Consider the following 19853-nt stretch of genomic DNA (forward strand, 5'->3'; position numbering starts at 1 on the left):
CCGCACCCAAAGGTGAGCGCAGGGCGGCCACTGGGACACGCGCGGGGCGGCGCCTCGCGTGGTTAGCCCGCCCCGCAGGCGACGTCCTGGGAGTCTCCAGCAGCGGCGCATGACCCGCGCGACGCGTGTGTGGCCGCCACACGGGCCAGCCACCGCGCCACGCCCGTCGCAGCGCCGAGCGCGGCGGCCGGGCGCCGTAGACGACCCGCCACCACGGCGCCCCACCGCCCCGCCGCGGTGTCACATTTCCGCTACCATGCAGGTCCCACGCCCCACCGGCCAATGCGATGCCCACCCTGCCGATCAAGCCGCTCGCGATCCGCGAACGCCTGTCCGAAGTCCGCTACGAGATCCGCGGCGAACTGGCACGGCGAGCCCGCGAGCTGGAGGCCCAGGGGCGCAAGCTGATCAAGCTCAACATCGGCAATCCCGGCGCGTTCGGCTTCCGTGCCCCGGAACATCTGCAGCGCGCGATCGCCGACGACATGGGCCGCACCGATCCCTACACCCACCAGCAGGGCCTGCCGGAGGCGCGCGAGGCGATCGCCGCGGCCTACGCCCGGCGTCAGCATCCGGACGCGCACCCGGACCGCATCTTCGTCGGCAACGGCGTCAGCGAGCTGATCGACCTGTCGCTGCGCGCCCTGCTCAACCCGGGCGACGAAGTGTTGGTGCCCTCGCCGGACTACCCGCTGTGGTCGGCTGCCACCATCCTCAACGACGGCCGCCCGGTGTACTACCGCTGCGCGCCCGAGAACGGCTTCCAGCCGGACCCGGTGGAGATCGAGACGCTGGTGTCCTCGCGCACCCGCGCCATCGTGCTGATCAACCCGAACAACCCCAGCGGCGCCAGCTACTCGCGCGCGCTGCTGGAGAAGATCGTCGCCATCGCGGTCAAGCACAACCTGCTGCTGATGGTCGACGAGATCTACGACCAGGTGCTGTACGACGACGCGGAATTCGTGTCGGTGGCACCGCTGGCCGGCACGCATCCGTGCATCAGCTTCGGCGGCCTGAGCAAGGTGCACCGCGCCTGCGGCTGGCGCGTGGGCTGGGCGCTGCTGTCGGGCGATACCGAGCGCGTCGGCGATTTCCGCAACGCCATGGACCTGCTCGGCGCGCTGCGCCTGTGCGCCAACGTTCCCGGCCAGTTCGCGATCGACGCCGCGGTCAACGGCCCGGACACGATCTCGCCGCTGTGCGCCCCGGGTGGACGCCTGTACGAAACGCGCCGCGCGGTGCTCGAGGCCTGCGCGGCCAGCGAGCACCTGTCGCTGGTGCAGCCGGCCGGCGCGCTGTACGCGTTCCCGGCGGTGGTCGGCGCCGCCGCGCGCGGGTTCGACGACCACGCGTTCGCCCTGGAGCTGATGGAACAGGAAGGCGTGCTGGTGGTGCCCGGTTCCAGCTTCAACGTGCCCTATCGGCACCATTTCCGCGTCACCCTGCTGCCGGAGGCGGCGACGATGCGCGAGGTGTTCGCGCGCATCGACCGCGTGCTGGCGCGCCGCGCCGAGGATGCCACCAAGGTGGTGCCGCTGAAGCCGCGGGCGGCTGTGGGGCGGTGAGTGGGGAATGGGGAATGGCAAAGCGTGCGCCGTTCCTGCGAGCGCGCGTCCCGGTGATGGGGCTGCCATTGGCGCCGCGTAGATGAGCCAGGCGCGTTTCGCCGCTGTCCAGCATGCAACGCTGCGCTACCTGGCGCTGGGCGATTCCTACACGATCGGCGAAGGCGTGGACGCCGACGGACGCTGGCCGATGCAATTGGCCGCGGGGTTGCGCCGCGACGGCATCGCCCTGGCCGATCCGCAGATCGTCGCCACCACGGGCTGGACCACCGACGAACTGGACGCCGGCATCGACGCGGCCGCGCCGCAGGGACCTTTCGACCTGGTGACGCTGCTGATCGGCGTCAACAACCAGTACCGCGGCTACCCGCTCGACGACTACCGCACGCAGTTCGACGCGCTGCTGCAGCGTGCGATCGGCTTCGCCGACGCGCGGCCGCAGCGAGTGCTGGCGGTCTCGATCCCGGACTGGGGCGTGACCGCCTTCGCGCAGCCGCCCGCACACGATCCGGCGCGCATCGCCGTGCAGATCGACGCCTTCAATGCCGCCGCGCTGGCCTGCTGCGCCGCGCGCGCGGTGCGCTTCGTCGACATCACCGGCTGCAGCCGCGATGGCGGCGGCAGCCCGGCGATGCTGGCCGCGGACGGGCTGCATCCGTCGGCGGCGATGTATGCGCGCTGGACCGCGCTGCTGTTGCCGGCGGCACGCGATGCGTTAGCCTAGCTGGCGTACGCCCGCTGCCAAGGACCGACATTGCGCGACGCCAGCACCACCCAGCCCATGACCCGCCTGCAGGCCCTGGCCATCGCGCGCGCCTTCCTGCCCACGCATCCGTTGGGCAACCGCTACGACTACTACTACACGCGCACCAAGCTGCGCACCGATCCGCTCTACCCCGGCGTGCTCGCCGCGCTGCGCGGCACCGACGCGCCGGTGCTGGACCTGGGCTGCGGGCTGGGCCTGCTTGCGCACGCGCTGCGCGCCGACGGCCAGCGCCAGCGCTACCACGGCGTGGACATCGACGCGGCCAAGATTCGCCGCGCCGGCGCCATCGCCGCGCGCAACGGGCTGCAGGACACGCATTTCGCGGTGGTCGACCTGGGTCAGTCCTGGCCCGAGCATCACGGCAGCGTCGCGATCCTGGACGTGCTGCAGTACCTGGATCGCGACATGCAGTCCAACCTGATCCGCAGCGTCGCGCGCATGCTCACGCCCGGCGCCAAGCTGGTGATCCGCAGCGGCCTGGGCGATGCCAGCGGCCGCGGCCGCACCAGCCGCATCACCGACGTGCTCGCGCACCTGGCCGGCTGGATGCAGGAACTGCCCAAGGCCTACCCCACCCGTGACAGCCTGCAGGCCCAGCTCGATGCCGCCGGCCTGCGCGCCAGCTTCGCGCCGCTGTACGGCAACACGCCGTTCAACAATTGGCTGATCGTGGCGGAGCCGCGTTGAGGTTGCCGCGGCACCGCGCACGCAGCGGCCGCTCCGGCTGCGCCTGCCCACGCTCGCATCGCCACGCATGAACACACCCGCACCACGGCCACGCTCCGGCCTGGGCATCGCCGCCCTGGCGACCAGCCTGATCAGCGCCTTCGTGCTGCTCGCGGCGCTGTTGCTGAGCACCTTCTTCGTCATTCCAACGTTCGCCGCTGGCCCGGACGCGCCGATGTCGCTGCTGCTCGGCCTGCTGGCGCTGTTCACCGCCATCGCCCAGGTCTGCGCCATCGCGCTGGGCATCGGCAACTGTCTGCAGCGTGAGCGCAGCAAGCGGTACGGCATTCTCGGCCTGTTGTGCGCCCTGCTCACCCTCGGCGCGATGGCGGCGCTGATCGCGTACGGCATGGCCCAACCGGGCTGATTCCCGCGCTGGCGCATCGATCGACATGCGGCATGCCGCGCACGACACCGTGCCGCGGCGCCACGACGCACATCCGACTCAATCGGGCAGTACTGCCTGCAACCCGCGCGCCTGCAACGCCTGCAACACCCCCTCGACGATCGCCGGATTGTGCCCGTGCGCCGCGCCCTCGTGCAGCAGCACGATGGCGCCGGGCTGCAGGTCGCGGGCGATGCGCGCGACGGTGACCGCGGGGTCGCAACGCACCCCGTCGAAGCCGCGCGCGCTCCAGGCCACCCGGGTCAGGCCATGCCGGCGCAGCGGTGCGGCGACGAAGGGATTGGTCATGCCCACCACCGAGCGGTACCAGCGCGGTGCGGTACCGGCGATCGCGGCCAGCGTCTGCTGCGCCTGACCGATTTCCTGCGCCATGCGCCGCGGCCCGAGCGCCCAGAACCACGCCTGCGGGTGGTGCTGGCTGTGGTTACCGATGCCGTGGCCGCGGCGCAGGATCTCGCGTACCAGCTGCGGGCGCACGGCGGCACGGGCGCCGACCAGGAAGAACGTGGCCTTGGCCTGGTGGCGGTCGAGCAGGTCCAGGATCGCCACGGTGTCGTCGGACGGGCCGTCGTCGATGGTCAGCCACACCCGCGGCGCGCTGCCGGGCAGGCGATCCAACACCGGCGCGTACAGCCGCGCCCGCGGCAGGAACACCGGCAACACCAGCGCCGCGTGCGACAGCAGCAGCGCCGGCAGGCCGACCGGCCAGCCATACGCCCACCACAGCACCGCCACCAGCACCTGCGAGGCCATTGCCCAGGGCAGCCAGCGGTACGGGTGGCGTGGGATGCGATGCAGCGTTTCCGGAACTGTCATGCCCCATGATGCCATGCGGCGTAGAATGACCGGTCCGACTCTGCGACGACTGCTGCCATGTCCCTCGACCCCGCCCTGCGCTCCCGTATCGAAACGCTGCTCAGCTCCAACCGCGTCGTGCTGTTCATAAAAGGCCAGCCGGGCATGCCGCAGTGCGGGTTCTCCGCCAAGGCGGTGGGCGCGCTGAACGAACTCGGCGTCGACTTCGCCCACGTCAACGTGCTGGCCGACCAGGACATCCGCGAGGGCATCAAGGTCTACGGCGACTGGCCGACCATCCCGCAGCTGTACGTGGACGGCGAGCTGATCGGCGGCAGCGACATCATCCTGCAGATGGCCGGCAGCGGCGAGCTGAGCGAACTGCTCGGCGTGGCCGCGCCGGACCGCACCCCGCCGTCGATCACCATCACCGACGCCGCCGCCGAGATGCTGCGCGGCGCGCTGGCCGACGCCCCGGGCGCGAGCCTGGCACTGGCGATCGACGCGCAGTTCCAGCCGAACTTCCAGTTGGCGCCGACCGATCCCAACGCCATCGCCGCCGAGTCCAACGGCCTGCGCGTGCAGTTCGACCTGGGCAGCGCGCGCCGCGCCGACGGCATCACCATCGACTGGGTGGACGACATCCGCGGCCGCGGCCTGTCCATCGACAATCCCAACGCGCCCAAGCCGGTGCAGGACCTGAGCCCGCGGGACGCCGACGACCAGGTGCGCGCCGGCGGCCTGATCCTGGTGGACGTGCGTCCGCCGGAAGAGCGCGCGGTGGCGGCGGTCAACGTGCCGTTCCGCACCCTCGACGGCGAGCAGCGCGCGCAGCTGGAAGCGCTGCCGAAGGACACCGCGCTGGCCTTCCTGTGCCACCACGGCGGCCGCAGCGCGCAGGCGGCCGAGCATTTCCGCTCGCTTGGCTTCACGAAAGTGCACAACGTGGTCGGCGGCATCGACGCCTGGACCGACCAGGTCGACGGCAGCGTGCCGAAGTACTGAGCCACGCACCTCGTGGTTTGCGTCCCGTGCGGACGCGCCGAAAGGGCGATCGAACGATCGCCCTTTTTTGTGCCCGCGTGCCGCGATCGCCACAGCGCGCAAGCACGCACACACGCGCACCCGTAGGAGCGGCTTCAGCCGCGACCGGGCTTTACCGGCAAGGCCAGGTCGCGGCTGAAGCCGCTCCTACCCTAGGCACACACTCGCCTGGCGTCTTGCGCAAGTGCTGACGGCAGCACCGAAGTCCGGCGCTTCCTGTGGGAGGGACTTCAGTCCCGAATGCAATGAGATCCGATGCGTCCGATGGCTTCGCTCGTCGCGGCTGAAGCCGCTCCCACAAGAAGCGCGCTCCTTGTCTCCTATGCATGTACAGGGGGGGAATGCTGGCGGCCGCGCTAACCACCGGTGACTTCTTGTGGGAGGGACTTCAGTCCCGACTGCAATGAGGTCCGATGCGCCAGTGGCGTCGCTGGCATAAAACCTTGTAGCTGCAGGCATGCCTCCCTCAACCAGCAAACCCACCCGCATCCAGGAACGCCTGCTCCTCCGGCGTCGTCGTGCGCCCCAGCGCCACATTGCGGTGCGGGAAACGGCCGAAGCGCTGGATCACGTCTTCGTGCACCACCGCCCACTGCAGCGATTCCGCATCACCGAGCGCGCTGAACAGCTCCACCGCCTGGCGCTGCCGCGCAGCGTCCTCGGCATGTGTGTAAGGCAGATAGAAGAACATCCGCAGTTCCGCATCGGTCTCCTGGTCGAAGCCTGCCGCCAGCGCCTGGTCGGCATAGCGGCAGGCCAGGCCGTCGGTGGCGAAGGCGTGCGCGCTGCCGCGGAACACGTTGCGCGGCACCTGGTCGAGCAACAGCAGCAGCGCCAGCGCGCCCTCGGCGTCGGCCAGCCAGTCGCCGCGTTCGCCGCGCGCGGCGGCATGGTGCGCCTCCAGCAGGTGCTGGCGGACATTGGCGTCGAAGGAGTCGTTGGCGGCGAACCAGCGTTCGCGGCCGGCGCTGCGCCAGAAGTCCACGACGGTGCGCGCGGGGGTGTCGGTCATTGCGGTGTCCATGGGCGAGAATCGCGCTGCATAACAGGTTCCGCGTCGCGATTCGGTGCAGCAAGGCCTGCCGATGCCGCACCCGCACTTGGCAAGCGCGCCGGCTCGGGCTAGCGTGCGGGCACGGCCGCAAGGGCCGGGTTCATCTTCCGGGGAAAATTCGATGCGTCATCTGTTGCTCGCCTGCCTGGGCGTGGCGTTGTGCGGCCCGGCCGCCGCTGCCTCGCGTTTCGTCGACGATCCCTATCCCAGCACCTATCGCGCGCTGGCGTCGGTGCCGGTGCTGATCGAACACGCCACCGTGCTCACCGGCACCGGCGAGCGCCTGGACGATGCCGACGTGCTGCTGCAGGACGGCCGCGTGCAGGCGGTCGGCCGCGCGCTGGCCGCGCCGGCCAACGCCACCCGCATCGACGGCCACGGCAAGTGGGTCACGCCCGGCATCATCGACGTGCACTCGCACCTGGGCGTCTACCCCAGCCCGGGCGTCAGCGCGCACAGCGACGGCAACGAAGCGACCGCACCGGTGACCCCGAACGTGTGGGCCGAGCATTCGATCTGGCCGCAGGATCCCGGCTTCGGCACCGCGCTGGCCGGCGGCGTCACCGCGCTGCAGGTGCTGCCCGGCTCGGCCAACCTGGTCGGCGGCCGCGGCGTCACCCTGAAGAACGTGCCGGCCACCACCTACCAGGCGATGAAGTTCCCGGGCGCGCCGTGGGGCCTGAAGATGGCCTGCGGCGAGAACCCCAAGCGGGTCTACGGCGAGAAGGGCGGCCCGTCCACGCGCATGGGCAACGTCGCCGGCTACCGCGCCGCCTTCATCGACGCCAGCGAGTACCTGCGCAAGAACGCGCCGAAGCAGAAGAGCCCGCCCAAGCGCCACTGGTGGAGCCGCGGCGCCGGCGACAACGACAGCAGCGGCGACAGCGGCGGCAAGCGCGACCTCAAGCTGGACACCCTGGCCGGCGCGATCAACGGCGACATCCGCGTGCATATCCACTGCTACCGCGCCGACGAGATGACCACCATGCTCGACCTGGCCAAGGAGTTCGGCTTCAAGATCGCCGCGTTCCACCATGGCGTGGAGGCCTACAAGATCGCCGACCGCCTGGCCCAGGAGAATGTCTGCGGCGCGCTGTGGGCGGACTGGTGGGGCTTCAAGATGGAAGCCTTCGACGGCATCCAGGAGAACATCGCCCTGGTCGACCGCCCCGCCAACGGCTGCGCGATCGTGCACTCGGACTCAGAGGAAGGCATCCAGCGGCTCAACCAGGAAGCGGCCAAGGCGATGGCCGCCGGCCGCCGCGCCGGCATGGACATCCCGCCCGAACGCGCGATCCGCTGGCTGACCAGCAACCCGGCCAAGGCGCTGGGCATCGACAGGCAGACCGGTTCGCTGGAGCCGGGCAAGATGGCCGACGTGGTGCTGTGGAACGGCAACCCCTTCAGTTCCTATGCCCTGGCCGACAAGGTCTACATCGACGGCGCGCAGGTCTACGACCGCGCCGACCGCCGCCTGCAACCCACCTCCGATTTCATGCTCGGCCAGGAGGCTGCCCGATGATCCGCACCCTACCCTCGCCCCACCGCCTGGCGCAGCGCCTGGCCCTGGCCGCCTGCCTGCTGCTGGGCAGCGCGCCCGGGTTCGCCCAGGACGTGCTGATCCGCGGCGCCACCGTGCACACCGCCAGCGCCCGCGGCACCCTCGCCAATGCCGACGTGCTGGTCCAGGGCGGGGTGATCCGCGCGGTCGGCCCCGGCCTGAGCGCGCCGGCCGGCGTCGCCGTGGTCGAGGCCAAGGGCCGGCCGCTGACCCCGGCGCTGTTCGGTGGCATCACCGAGATCGGCATCGAGGAGGTGTCCGGCGAGGCCTCCACCGTCGACAGCACGCTGACCCTGCCGCACGACCAGCCGATGCGCCCGGAGTTCGACGTGACTCTGGCCTACAACCCCGCGTCGGTGCTGATCCCGGTCGCACGCGTGGAAGGCATCGGCTTCACCGCGCTCGGTGCCAACACCGGCGGCGCCTTCGTCGCCGGCCAGGGCGCGGTGATGCGCCTGGACGGCGGCGCCGACCCGATCGGCCCGCGCGCGCTGTACCTGCACCTGGGCAGCGATGCGCTGGAACTGAGCGGCAAGTCGCGCGCAGCGCAGTGGATGCTGCTCGACCAGTTGGTCGCCGAAGCGCGCGGGCGCATGCCCGCCGATTCGCCGCATGCGCTGCTGACCCCGGCCGGACGCGCGGTGCTGGCGCGCTACCTCGCCGGCCAGGGCCGCATCGTGGTGACGGTGAACCGCGCGGCCGACATCCGCCAACTGCTGCGCTGGGCACAGCGCGAGAAGGTGCGCATCGCCATCGCTGGCGGCGACGAGGCCTGGAAGCTGGCGCCGGAACTGGCCAAGGCGCAGGTGCCGGTGTTCGTCAATGCGCTGGACGACCTGCCGGCCAGCTTCGACCAGATCGGCGCCACCCTGGAGAACGCCGCGCGCCTCAACGCCGCCGGCGTGGCGGTGAGCTTCACCCAGGGCGGCGACGGCGCGCACAACGCGCGCAAGCAGCGGCAACTGGCAGGCAACGCGGTCGCGCACGGGCTGCCGTGGGACGCCGCCCTGGCCGGCCTGACCCGGGTCCCGGCCGAGGCCTTCGGCGTGGGCGACCGCCTGGGCAGCATCGCCCCCGGCAAGCTCGCCGACCTGGTGCTGTGGGAAGGCGACCCGCTGGATGTGGCGCACTACGCCGAGCAGGTCTGGCTGGGCGGCCGCGCCATTCCGATGCGCTCGCGGCAGACCGAACTGCGCGACCGCTACATGCAGCAGAACGGCGCATTGCCGAAGGCGTACACCCACTAGGCCCACCGAGGAAGCGGAGACGGCAGCGTACAGACGCTGCCGTCCCCCCGGCGGCAACGCCTTCCTCGCGCTCGACCGCGCTCGACCGCGCGCGGCTGAGCGCCACCCGACCGGCGCGCGCCGGCGACATCCGGCACCGCACCGACGCGCAGTAGCCTGTGCGCCTTCCTGCCCTTGCGCGCACCGCCATGCCCCGCCTGCCTCGCCTGCTGCTGTGCCTGTTCGCGCTGACCAGTGCAGCGCCCGCATGGGCCGACGCCAGCCGCTTCGGCGTCGCCAGGGTCGGCGAGCGCTTCGTCGTGGACAGCGGCGCCGATCTGCAGTTCAGCGTGGACGCCCACACCGGCGACGTGGTCTCCCTGCGCTACCGCGGCATCGAACTGGAGAGCCCGGAAGCCAAGCACACGCAGATCGCCTCGGGCCTGGGCAGCGCCCGCGTCGCCGTGCGCACCGTCGGCGACACCATCGTGGTCTCGGCCAGCGCCGGCGACCTTGTGCAGTACTACATGGCGCGCAAGGGCCGCGACGCGCTCTACCTGGCCACCTACGCGCCGACCCTGCTGCCGGTCGGCGAACTGCGCTTCATCGCCCGGCTCGACGCGGCGAAGTTGCCCGATGCCGAACGCGAGCCGGATTCCAACGTCGGCACCGCGATCGAGGGCAAGGACGTGTTCCTGCTGCCGGACGGCCGCACCAGTTCCAAGTTCTACTCGGCGCGGCGCGCGATCGACGACACCGTGCATGGCGTCAGCGGCCCCGGCCTCGCGGTGCGCATGTGGATGGGCGATCGCGAACACAGCGCGGGCGGGCCGTTCTTCAAGGACATCGCCACGCAGCGGACCGCGCGCACCCACGAGCTGTACAACTACATGTTCTCCAACCACACCCAGACCGAGCCGTACCGCGGCGGCCTGCATGGAGTGTACGTGCTGCAGTTCAGCCGCGGCGGCGCGGAAGCGCAGGTGCCGCCGGATCTGCGCTTCGTCGACGCGTCGCTGGGCTTGCAGGGCTTCCTGGGCGCGGCGGAGCGCGGCGCGGTGGCCGGCCAGGTCTCCGGCATCACGACGGGGCAGCCGGCGGTGGTTGTCCTGCGCAACGCGCAGGCGCAGTACTGGGCCAGGGCCGACGCAGATGGTCACTTCCACATCGCCGGCATCCGCCCCGGCGCGTACCGCATCGCGCTGTACCAGAACGAGCTGGAGGTGGCCCACGACACCGTGCAGATCGCAGCCGCGGCCACCGCCCAGGCCGACCTGCACGCGGTCCCGCTGCCCGGCCAGGTGATCTGGCAGATCGGCGATCCCGATGGCACGCCGGCCGGCTTCCGCAACGCCGCGTTGCTGGCGAACGCGCATCCCTTCGACCGGCGCATGGCGCCATGGGGGCCACTGACCTATCGCGTGGGCCGCGACAGTCTCGACGCATTCCCGGCGGCGCAATGGCGCGGCGTCAACACGCCCACGCGCATCGCCTTCGTGCTCTCGCCGGAACAGGTCCACGCCTACCGCCTGCGGCTGTTCGTCACCCTGACCCAGGCCGGCGGCCGCCCGCAACTGCGGGTGAACGAGCGCTGGAGCGAGCCGGCGCCGCCGCGCCCGGAGCAGCCGGACAGCCGCGGCATCACCCGCGGCACCTACCGCGGCAACAACACCGTCTATCTGTTCGACATCCCCGCCAGCGCCGTGCAGGCCGGCCTCAACACACTGGACATCGACGTCGCCTCGGGCTCGCCGGACAACGGTTTCCTCGGCCCGGGCATCGTCTTCGACAGCGTGCAATTGCTCGCGCCGTGAGGCGGCATCGTGGGGTGCTGGAGAGGCGCCGCTTGCCTGCGCACGCTGGCACCAGGCTGGACGCGCCGGCAACGATGCCGAGGACGTGCGCCACAGCGTGCAGCCTGGCGATTCCGATGCATTCCTGCCGAGCGCCCGTGCCGCCTGGAAAAACGCGGCACGGTGCACGGCGCCGCCGCCCTGAGCCCGGCGGTGCCCGCGGCGGCTTCAGTTGGCGCCGATATTGGCCTGGATCCAGGCCCAGCCGTTGCCGCGCACCACCTCGAAGCCGGCCTCGACCACGTGCAGGTACATCGCGTTGCTGAAGCGTCCGTCCTGCGCACGATGGGTGTGCAGCCAGCTCAGGAACGGCTTGATGTCGATGTTGAGATTGCCGTTGCTGGGCAGGGTCGGCTGGCCGGCGGTGTTGTGCGGGATGAAGGTGTAGACGTAGTAGCCGGCGGCGCTGTTCATGCCTTCCCACAGATCGAAGGTGTAGCCGCCGGCGCTGATGACGTTGCTGGCGGTGAGCGTGCCGATCGGGTACGAGTTGTGGCCGCCCCAGATCATCACCTCGGCCTGCGGGATCGCGCTGGAGGACACCGTGCTGTCCCAGCGGAAGAACAGGTCGTAGGCGAAGTCGCCGGCCAGGTTACTGCCGCCGGACGAGTAGGCGAAGGTCGCCGGCAGGGACCGCAGCGCCGAGACCTGCCGCGGGAAGGTGCGGTCGGCAGTGGGATTGAAGCCGTAGTGCGAACCGCGCAGGATCGCCGGATAGCCATACAGGCTGGCGTTGGGGAAATTGAAGGTCACGGTCATGCTCGGCGTGCTGCCGCTGTGGAACGTGCCCTGGATGACGTTGTTGGGGTCGTTGAAGTTGTTCACCCAGGCGTACTGGTTGCCGTACACCTGGTACGGCCCGGCCAGCGCCATCGGCGCGATGGCGAGCAGCGCGGCGGCGAACAGCGCGCGCAGGGGCCGCACCCAGCCGCGCGGCGACCTGACGACCGTGGCGGGAAGGCGCGGCGAAGCAGCGGCGAAAACGGAAGCGGAAGCGTGCATGGCGGTCTCTCCTGAGCGTGCAGGGGCAGCGAAGCTGCTGCCGCGGCGGACGCTAGCAAGGTGCGCGTACCGCGAGCTATGACAAGACCCGCGCGCGCCATGCGCCAGCGCAATAGCGCTACCGCGATCCAGGCCACGGCCGCGCTGCGCTTCACAGATATCGCGCGCCAGCGAGATTTCCGCCACGGCATCGTCTACGCATTGCGGTCGCCCCGGCGAATGGGCGGCAGCGACATCTCGCACTGCAGCATGCGATGGACGCAGTCGCAGCGCGCGCGACGCCGCGATAAGCTGATGGGTCATGACGGAGAAGCACGATGACGTTGCGCTGGTATTTCGATTTCATCTCGCCGTTTTCCTATCTGCACTGGCAGCAGGTGAAAGCGCTTCCGGAGTTCGCCCGGATCCAGCCGGTGCCGATCGTGTTCGGCGCGGTGCTGGCGCAGCTGCAGACGCGCGGGCCGGCCGAGGTGCCGCACAAGCGCGAGTTCACCTATCGCTTCGTGCAGTGGCAGGCGCAACAGCAAGGCGTGCCGCTGCGCTTCCCGCCGGCACATCCGTTCAACCCGCTGACGGCGCTGCGCCTGTGCATCGCCGCCGGCACCACGCCGCAGGCCATCGATGCGCTCTTCGACTGGCTGTGGCGCGATGGCCACGCCGGCGACGACGCCGCGGCGCTGGCGCCGGTCGGCCAGGCATTGGGCATCGCCGACGTGGCCGCGGCCACCGCCGATGCGCAGGTCAAGGCGCAACTGCGCGCCAACACCGAACAGGCGCTGGCGGCCGGCGTGTTCGGCGTGCCGACCCTGCAGATCGACGACACCCTGCTGTGGGGCAACGACGCGCACCCGCTGATGCGGGCGGTGCTGGCCGACCCGCAGCTGCTGCAGCGCGGCGAAATGGCGCGCCTGAGCGCGCTGCCGGTCGCGGTGCAGCGCAACGCCTGAGCGGTCGCCATGTCCATCGATTTCCCCAATCACTGGAGCTTCAGCGGATGCGCATCGGCATCGTCGTAGATTCCGCCTGCGATCTGCCGCAGGACTACATCGCCCAGCACGACCTGGTGGTGTTGCCGATCAGCGTGCGCCTCGGCGGCACCGTGCTCGCCGACCACCGCGACGAAGCGGCGACGCTGGAGTTCCTGCACGCACAGGTCAGCGCGCACGGTGCCGAAGCCGAGACCGTGCCGTACAGCGTGGCGCAGATCCGCGAGCTGTTCCTCAGCCGGCTGGTCATCGACTACGACCACGTGTTCTGCCTGACCATCGCCAAGACCCGCAGCCCGATCCACGACCACGCGCAGCAGGCCGGTTTCGCCATCCTCAACGACTACAAGCCGATCCGTCAGGCGGCCGGCCATGCCTCGCCGTTCGCGCTGCGCGTGATCGACACCGGCAACCTGTTCGCCGCCCAGGCGGTGATCGCCGTCGAGGCGGTGCGCTTGCGTGCCGACGGCGCCGGCGTGCAGGCCATCCGCGAGCGGCTGGAGACGCTGGCCGAGCACACCCATGGCTACATGATCGCGCGCGACCTGTACTACCTGCGCAGCCGCGCGCGCAGCAAGGGCGACCGCAGCGTCGGCCTGCTCAGCGCCGCACTCGGCTCGGCCCTGGACATCAAACCGGTGCTGCACTGCCACCGTGGCGAGACCGCGCCGGTGGCCAAGCTCAAGGGCTTCGACCACGCCGTGCAGACGCTGTTCGGGCTGGCCGCCAAACGCGTGGCCGCCGGGCTGATGACGCCCACGCTGTGCCTGAGCTATGGCGGCGAGCTGGCGGAACTGCGCGCCCTGCCCGGCTACGCGGCGCTGCGCCAGGCCTGCGACAGCCACGGCGTGGCGCTGCTGGAGAGCGTGATGAGCCTGACCGGCATGGTCAATGTCGGCAAGGGCGCGCTGGTGCTGGGCTTCGCCGGGGAGGCGCTGCGCTTCGGCTGATCGCCCGCTGGCCGCGTCGACGGCGGGTCGCCGCCGGCTCTGCTAGGCTGCGCCGCTTCGTACCGCCCACAAGAGATGCCCATGGCCGTCACCTACTCGATCAGCCTGCCCGATCCCGCCCGTGCCCGCGGCAGCAACCCGTCGCTGAGCTTCTCGGCGCACGGCGCCGACGCCTTCGCCGAACAGCTGCAGGCCGCCCTGAGCGATCCGGCCTGGTTCGAGCGCTGGCGCGCCATGCAGCCGGAGCCGGACGAGGTCGATCCTGCCCTGGGCGTGACCGATCCGGCAGCACGGGTGACCGGCCGCCAGGACGATCTGCGCATCGACCTGTCCGCGACCACCAGCATCCCCGGCGACATCCTCAAGCAGCGCCTGCGCCTGCTCGCCGGCAGCGGCTGGGAACTGCGCGACGTGCGCTGAGCCGAACGGCACGGCCGCCGCGCTGCGGTGGCCGAGACGCCCTGCGGTGCCGCGCTAGGACGCGGCCACCGCCCGGCGCGGCCAGGACCAGCGCAGATTGACCGCCAGCGTCCCCAGCACGATCAGCGCCAGGCCCAGCCACTGCACCGGCACCAGCCGGTGGCCGTACAACAGGTAGTCCAGCAGCAGCGTCACCAGCGGGTAGACGAAGGCGACCACCGCGATCGCCGCCACGTGCAGGTGCCGGTAGGCGCTGTAGAACAGCACGTACACCACGCCGCTGTGGATCACCCCCAGGCCGACCAGCCAGAACCAGTGGCGGCCGGGGTGCAGCGCGGCGCTGCTGGAGAAGCCCGCCAGCATCGCCGCACCGACCCAGCACTGCACGGTCACCACCGCCAGTGGCCGCTCGCGGCTGATCCGCCGCGACATCAGCAACGACGCGCCGCACAGCAGCGCGCCCAGCAGGGTCAACGCGATCCCGGCCAGGTAGCCGCGGTCGGCGCTGGACCACAGCCGCAGCGGGTCCGCCGAACAGGCCACGCCGACGAAGGCCAGCAGCGTCCAGCCCAGGTCGGAACGGCGGCTGCGCTCGCCCTGCAGCAACGCTGCCAGGATCAGCATGACGAACGGGAACACGTGGTAGACCATGGTCGCCACGCCGATCGACGAACGCGCCATGCCGGCGAACAGCGCCACCCAGTTGAGCACCAGCAGCACGCCGCTGAGCGCGGCGTCGCGCAACAGCGCGTGCTCGCGCCACAGGCCGCGCAACTGCCCGCCGAGCAGGCCGCACACGGTCAGGAACAGCGCGCCGAACAGGCAGCGGTAGAACACCGCGGTCACCGGATCCTGGCCGCTCTCGTGCACGAACACGCCGACCGAGCCGATCAACACCTCGGCCAGCAACAGCTGCCACAGCGCACGCCGCGACGCGCCCGCAGGCGCTGCCTGCACCGCGCTCACAGTGCGATCGTCCCGTGCAGGTACTGCACGGCCGCGCCGCGCACCTGCACGTGGTCCGGCAGCACCCGGCACTCCAGTTCGCCGCCACGTGCCGAGGCCTGCCACGCGCGCAGGTCCTGCTTGCCCAGCCGCTGCGCCCACAGCGGCGCCAGCGCGGCATGGATCGAGCCGGTCACCGGATCCTCGGCGCCGCCGTTGGCCGGCCAGAAATAGCGCGACACGAAATCGTGCTCGCGGCCTGGCGCGGTGACCGCGACATCGCGCGGCGCCAACGCCAGCATCCGTGCCAGGTCCGGCACTACCGCGCGCACCTGGGCTTCGTCCGCGTACACGGCGATGTAGGCCTGATCGTTGCGGTATGCCGCCTGCGGCGCGATCGACAGCGCCTGCGCGAGCGCCTGCGGCACCGTCGCCAACGCGGTCGGCGCCTGGTTCGGGAAGCGCAGGACGAAGCGCCCGTCGGCCTCGCGATCCACCGCCAGTTCGCCGACCGCCGCGGCGCGGAACCGCAACGGCAGCGGCGCCAGGCCCTGAGTGGCGACGACAAAGGCGCTGGCCAGCGTCGCATGGCCGCAGAACCCCACTTCGCGCAGCGGCGAGAACCAGCGGATCGCGAACGCGCCATCGGCTTCGGGCACGAAGAACGCCGTCTCCGACAGATTGTTCTCGCTGGCGATGGCCTGCATCAGCGCGTCCGGCAGCCACGCCTGCAGCGGAACCACCGCGGCCGGGTTGCCGCGGAACCGCACCGTGGTGAACGCATCGACGATGAACAGCGGCAGTTGCACGCGCGGCCTCGGGGAATGGAAGGACACGGCCAGTGTGCGCCCGGCTGGGCGACCAGCACAGAGTCAGATACGCTGCAAATCGACCGATACAGATGAGGCCTGCGCATGCGCCTGTACGAAGCCCTCGCCAGCCAGTTGCGCGACCAGATCGCCCAGGGCACGCTGCGCGCCGGCGAGCGCCTGCCGTCGATCCGGCAACTGGCCGCCGGCCACGGCATCAGCGCCGCCACCGCGGTGCAGGCCTGCCTGCAGCTGGAACGCGAAGGCCGGGTGCAGGCCCGCCCGCGCTCGGGCTACTTCGTGCGTGCCGCGGCGACGCCGCTGCCGACCGGCACCGGCCCATCCCGGCGGCGCGCCCCAGGCACAGTCGCCAATCCCGCGCTGCAAGGCGTACTGGACATGCTCGCGCGCTCGGACCTGGTGCCGCTGCACACCGCCACGCCGGCGGCGGCGCTGCTGCCCGGCGCGCACCTGGCCGGCGCACTGGCGCGGCAACTGCGCCGCCAGCGCAGCGCCGCGCTCGACTACGCACCGCCGCAGGGCCACGCCGCACTGCGTCGGCAGATCGCGCAGCGCTACGCGCACTGCGCCACCACCGTCGCCGCCGACGAGGTGGTGGTGACCGCCGGCGCGATGGAGGCGATCAGCCTGGCGCTGCGCACGCTCACCGCGCCTGGCGACGTGGTGCTGGTCGAGACCCCGACCTACCACGGCATCCTGCAGGCGGTGGCGGCGCTGCGCCTGAAGGTGCTGGAAGTGCCCAATCGCCCGGGTCAGGGTATCGACGCCGCGCGCCTGGACGCACTGCTGCAGCGCACGCCGGCCCGCGCAGCGGTGCTGGTGCCGAACTTCAACAATCCGCTCGGCAGCCTCACCCCGGACGCGGCCAAGCGCGCGCTGCTGGACAGCTGCGCGCGCCACGGCACGGTGGTGATCGAGGACGACATCTACGGCGAACTCGACTGGTCGGGGCAGCGCCCACGGCCGCTGCGCCATTTCGACACGCACGGCAACGTGATCACCTGCGGCGCCTTCTCCAAGGTGCTGGCGCCCGGCCTGCGCGTGGGCTGGCTGCTCGGTGGCGCCTGGACCGACACGCTGGTGCGCGCCAAGTACTTCTCCACCATCGGCGGCGCCAGCCTGCCGCAACTGGCCCTGGCCGACTACCTGGAGCGGCACGACCTGGAACGCCACCTGCGCAAGCTGCGCCGCACCCTGGCCGACAACGGCCAGCGCCTGCGCGAGGCGGTGCTGCGGCACTGGCCGGCCGGCACCCGCATCGGCGACCCGGCCGGCGGCCTGTCGCTGTGGCTGCAACTGGCCGACGCCGGCAGCGGCCAGGCGCTGTTCGAAGCCGCCCTCGCCGAGGGCATCGGCAGCTCGCCCGGGCACCTGTTCTCCAGCCGCGGCGACTACGCCGACCACCTGCGGCTGAGCTGCGGGCAGCCGTGGAGCGAGACGCTGGAAGATGCAATGCGGCGGCTGGGCGAACTAGCAGCGCGACTGCCGCGCTAGCGCCGCACCGCGGTCCCGATGCGAAGTTCGCCACCAGCGTTTGCTTGCATCGCGCCTGCAAGGCGCCCTGCGCCGCCTCCGAGCGAAGCCATGCATCCAACTCCACATGCACGCCGACCGATCGCGGCGATCACCCCGCATGCGACACGACCGCGGTGGCCGCGTCCCATGAAACGGCGTGACCGCGATCGACGTCAGCCAGGAACGGCGTGCGCTACGGCGTTGCCGCGCCGATCGCCAGCGCCACGCAAGCGCCGACCAGGGTGCAGGCGAGCATCGCCACGGGGCTGAGCGGGCTGCGCCAGCGCTGCCAGGGGAGCAGCAGGATGCGACGGCAAGACATGGCGCGGCTCCGATCCAGGGACGTGGCGAGGGCGAATCCTGCGGAATCTAGCCAGCGCCGGTCTCAGCAGACGCGAACGCGATCGCACAACCGCATGTCGGGTGCTGCGGCGCCCCTGTTTGTTTACGAGACCGGCCAAGCGGCGGCCGCGGCGGTCACCGGGCTGTCATGTGTGGGCTCGGCGAGCCTCGCATGCATCGCGCGCCTGTGGCCGCCCTGCCACCGCGCAGAACGGCCACGGACGGCAAGGCGGGAACGCTGCGACCGGCACCGCAGCGCGCTGCCCCCTGCCCGGCGGACCGCGTCGCGCGGCCGCCGGTGGAGCGCGCTCAGCCCTGCAGGGCGCGCGCGTGGAAGGCGATGTGCTCGCCGATGAAGCTGCCGATGAAGTAGTAGCTATGGTCGTAGCCGGGCTGCACGCGCAGGGTCAGCGGATAGCCGGCAGCGTCGGCGGCGGCCTGCAGCAACTGCGGGCGCAACTGCTTCTCGAGGAACTCGTCGCCGCCGCCCTGGTCGATCAGCAGCGGCAGACGCTCGCTGGCACTGCCGATCAGCACGCTGGCGTCATAGGCCTGCCACTGCGTGCGGTCTTCGCCCAGGTAGGCGGTGAACGCCTTCTCGCCCCACGGCACCTGCGTGGGCGCCACGATCGGCGAGAACGCCGACACGCTGCGGTAGCGGCCCGGATTCTTCAGCGCGATCACCAGGGCACCGTGGCCGCCCATCGAATGCCCGCTGATCGCGCGCCGGCCGTTGTGCGGGAACTGCGCCTCGATCAGCGCCGGCAGTTCCTGCACCACGTAGTCGTACATGCGGTAGTGCGCGTCCCACGGCGCCTGGGTGGCGTTGACGTAGAAGCCGGCGCCCTTGCCCAGGTCGTAGCCCTCGGCATCGGCAACCTGCTCGCCGCGCGGGCTGGTGTCCGGCGCGACCAGGATCACGCCATGCTCGGCCGCATAGCGCTGCGCGCCGGCCTTGGTGATGAAGTTCTGCTCGGTGCAGGTCAGGCCGCTGAGCCAGTACAGCACCGGCAGCGTGGTGTGCTCGGCCTGCGGCGGCAGGTACACGGCCACCTGCATGGGGCAGCCGAGCACAGCCGAGTCGTGGCGATAGACGTCCTGCCAGCCGCCGCAGCAGGCGTGGTGTTCGATACGTTCCATGGGCAGTTCCGGGAAGAGGGCCTGCGGCCGCGACCGGCCGCAGGCGGGGTGCCGCGACGCGTCGACCGGCGACGCGCGCGGCAGCGGGCTTCAGTGCAGCACGCCGTTCTTGCGCGCCACGTGGGTGGAGATCGCGTCCATCAGCGGCGGCGACAGGCAATCGTACGGTTCCAGCTTCAGTTCGCGCAGGCGGTTGCGCACCCCGTCCATCGCCTCCGGACGCGTGCCGCTCTCGATGATCGAAGACACGAAGGCGGCGAACCCCGGCGCCGACCAGCCCTGCTGCGGCGACAGTTCCGTATGCACGAAATCCAGGCCGTAGAACGGATGCTCGGTGTTCTCGATGCGGCCGTACATGTGCACGCCGCAGCCGGTGCAGGCGTGACGGCGGATGGTCGCACTCTCGTCCACCACCTTCAGCTTCTCCTCGTGCGCCGTCACCTTGACCTTGTCGCGCGCCACCACCGCCACCACCGAGAAGGTCGCGCCCTTCGGCTTCCAGCACTTGGTACAGCCGCAGGCGTGGTTGTGCGCGGTCTGCGCACCCACTTCCACCACCACCTTGTCGCTGGCGCAATGGCATTCCAGGGTACCGCCCTGGAACTGCTCCGCGCCGGCACGCACGCCGGCATCCACCGACGGATGAATCGTCACAGTACTCATCTTGCCCCCTCCCGGGTTCGTTGCGTCGCTGCAATGCGCGGAAACGGCCGCGCGCCGGACTGAC

At 71.2% G+C, this 19853-nt stretch carries 20 protein-coding genes; 12 read left to right on the forward strand and 8 right to left on the reverse strand.

Translation table 11 applies throughout. The features are described 5' to 3' along the window. The first annotated feature begins 287 nt into the window (after positions 1-287). From PIQ37_RS07045 to PIQ37_RS07060, 4 genes are all read left to right on the forward strand, one after another. The gene (locus PIQ37_RS07045) at positions 288-1565 is read left to right on the forward strand and encodes a pyridoxal phosphate-dependent aminotransferase (RefSeq protein WP_342072907.1); all 1278 of its coding nucleotides are present in this window, start codon (positions 288-290) and stop codon (positions 1563-1565) included. 82 nt (positions 1566-1647) lie between these two features. Continuing rightward, positions 1648-2289, forward strand: a complete 642-nt coding sequence (locus tag PIQ37_RS07050; RefSeq protein ID WP_342072908.1) for an SGNH/GDSL hydrolase family protein — start codon at positions 1648-1650, stop codon at positions 2287-2289. A 57-nt stretch (positions 2290-2346) separates the two neighbouring features. Further along, entirely contained in the window at positions 2347-3018 is a 672-nt protein-coding gene (locus tag PIQ37_RS07055; protein ID WP_342072972.1) for a methyltransferase domain-containing protein, read from the forward strand. A gap of 67 nt (positions 3019-3085) precedes the next feature. Then, positions 3086-3424: a hypothetical protein gene (locus PIQ37_RS07060; RefSeq protein WP_342072909.1), complete on the forward strand. Its 339-nt coding sequence runs from the start codon at positions 3086-3088 to the stop codon at positions 3422-3424. 78 nt (positions 3425-3502) lie between these two features. Here the strand turns inward: PIQ37_RS07060 and PIQ37_RS07065 are convergent, their stop codons facing one another. Beyond that, positions 3503-4294: a polysaccharide deacetylase family protein gene (locus tag PIQ37_RS07065; RefSeq protein WP_342072910.1), complete on the reverse strand. Its 792-nt coding sequence runs from the start codon at positions 4292-4294 to the stop codon at positions 3503-3505. Between the two features lie 42 nt (positions 4295-4336). On the opposite strand from PIQ37_RS07065, the gene grxD reads away from it, so the two are divergent. Continuing rightward, positions 4337-5263 (forward strand): Grx4 family monothiol glutaredoxin, encoded by a 927-nt coding sequence (grxD, locus tag PIQ37_RS07070; protein ID WP_342072911.1) that lies wholly within the window; start codon positions 4337-4339, stop codon positions 5261-5263. Positions 5264-5768: 505 nt separating this feature from the next. Here the strand turns inward: grxD and PIQ37_RS07075 are convergent. Further along, a complete protein-coding gene (locus PIQ37_RS07075; protein ID WP_342072912.1) occupies positions 5769-6314 on the reverse strand; it encodes a DUF924 family protein in 546 nt (181 codons plus the stop codon). Positions 6315-6477: 163 nt separating this feature from the next. On the opposite strand from PIQ37_RS07075, the gene PIQ37_RS07080 reads away from it, so the two are divergent. The 3 genes from PIQ37_RS07080 to PIQ37_RS07090 all read left to right on the forward strand — a co-directional run bounded on the left by PIQ37_RS07080 (position 6478) and on the right by PIQ37_RS07090 (position 10957). Continuing rightward, positions 6478-7878 (forward strand): amidohydrolase, encoded by a 1401-nt coding sequence (locus tag PIQ37_RS07080; protein WP_267101865.1) that lies wholly within the window; start codon positions 6478-6480, stop codon positions 7876-7878. Beyond that, positions 7875-9164, forward strand: a complete 1290-nt coding sequence (locus tag PIQ37_RS07085) for an amidohydrolase family protein (RefSeq protein WP_342072913.1) — start codon at positions 7875-7877, stop codon at positions 9162-9164. Before PIQ37_RS07080 ends, PIQ37_RS07085 begins: the two co-directional genes overlap by 4 nt. Positions 9165-9352: 188 nt before the next feature. Beyond that, positions 9353-10957: a rhamnogalacturonan lyase B N-terminal domain-containing protein gene (locus PIQ37_RS07090; RefSeq protein WP_342072914.1), complete on the forward strand. Its 1605-nt coding sequence runs from the start codon at positions 9353-9355 to the stop codon at positions 10955-10957. A gap of 207 nt (positions 10958-11164) precedes the next feature. Here the strand turns inward: PIQ37_RS07090 and PIQ37_RS07095 are convergent, their stop codons facing one another. After that, positions 11165-11998 (reverse strand): GH12 family glycosyl hydrolase domain-containing protein, encoded by an 834-nt coding sequence (locus tag PIQ37_RS07095; RefSeq protein ID WP_342072915.1) that lies wholly within the window; start codon positions 11996-11998, stop codon positions 11165-11167. 317 nt (positions 11999-12315) lie between these two features. Here PIQ37_RS07095 and PIQ37_RS07100 point away from each other — a divergent pair, with 317 nt between their 5' ends. From PIQ37_RS07100 to PIQ37_RS07110, 3 genes are all read left to right on the forward strand, one after another. Then, on the forward strand, positions 12316-12945 hold the full coding sequence (locus PIQ37_RS07100; protein WP_342072916.1) for a 2-hydroxychromene-2-carboxylate isomerase: 630 nt from the start codon (positions 12316-12318) through the stop codon (positions 12943-12945). Positions 12946-12992: 47 nt separating this feature from the next. Further along, entirely contained in the window at positions 12993-13934 is a 942-nt protein-coding gene (locus PIQ37_RS07105; protein WP_342072917.1) for a DegV family protein, read from the forward strand. 81 nt (positions 13935-14015) lie between these two features. Beyond that, positions 14016-14354 carry a hypothetical protein gene (locus PIQ37_RS07110; protein ID WP_017913202.1) on the forward strand — a complete coding sequence of 113 codons (339 nt, stop codon included), beginning with the start codon at positions 14016-14018 and terminating at the stop codon, positions 14352-14354. A gap of 54 nt (positions 14355-14408) precedes the next feature. Here PIQ37_RS07110 and PIQ37_RS07115 read toward each other — a convergent pair whose 3' ends face one another. Both PIQ37_RS07115 and PIQ37_RS07120 read right to left on the reverse strand, forming a co-directional pair. After that, on the reverse strand, positions 14409-15320 hold the full coding sequence (locus tag PIQ37_RS07115) for a DMT family transporter (protein WP_342072918.1): 912 nt from the start codon (positions 15318-15320) through the stop codon (positions 14409-14411). Continuing rightward, on the reverse strand, positions 15317-16108 hold the full coding sequence (locus tag PIQ37_RS07120; protein ID WP_342072919.1) for a PhzF family phenazine biosynthesis protein: 792 nt from the start codon (positions 16106-16108) through the stop codon (positions 15317-15319). Before PIQ37_RS07120 ends, PIQ37_RS07115 begins: the two co-directional genes overlap by 4 nt. Before the next feature lie 105 nt (positions 16109-16213). Between PIQ37_RS07120 and PIQ37_RS07125 the strand changes: the two genes are divergently transcribed. Continuing rightward, the gene (locus tag PIQ37_RS07125; protein ID WP_342072920.1) at positions 16214-17623 is read left to right on the forward strand and encodes an aminotransferase-like domain-containing protein; all 1410 of its coding nucleotides are present in this window, start codon (positions 16214-16216) and stop codon (positions 17621-17623) included. 214 nt (positions 17624-17837) lie between these two features. On the opposite strand, the gene PIQ37_RS07130 is transcribed toward PIQ37_RS07125, so the two are convergent. From PIQ37_RS07130 to gfa, 3 genes are all read right to left on the reverse strand, one after another. After that, positions 17838-17966: a hypothetical protein gene (locus PIQ37_RS07130; RefSeq protein ID WP_342072921.1), complete on the reverse strand. Its 129-nt coding sequence runs from the start codon at positions 17964-17966 to the stop codon at positions 17838-17840. Positions 17967-18295: 329 nt separating this feature from the next. Continuing rightward, positions 18296-19126 carry an S-formylglutathione hydrolase gene (gene fghA, locus PIQ37_RS07135; RefSeq protein ID WP_342072922.1) on the reverse strand — a complete coding sequence of 277 codons (831 nt, stop codon included), beginning with the start codon at positions 19124-19126 and terminating at the stop codon, positions 18296-18298. Between the two features lie 90 nt (positions 19127-19216). Then, entirely contained in the window at positions 19217-19789 is a 573-nt protein-coding gene (gfa, locus tag PIQ37_RS07140) for an S-(hydroxymethyl)glutathione synthase (protein WP_043090701.1), read from the reverse strand. Positions 19790-19853: the final 64 nt, after the last annotated feature.

Origin of the sequence: Xanthomonas protegens (assembly GCF_038442435.1) — a bacterium.
GTDB lineage: Bacteria > Pseudomonadota > Gammaproteobacteria > Xanthomonadales > Xanthomonadaceae > Xanthomonas_A > Xanthomonas_A sontii.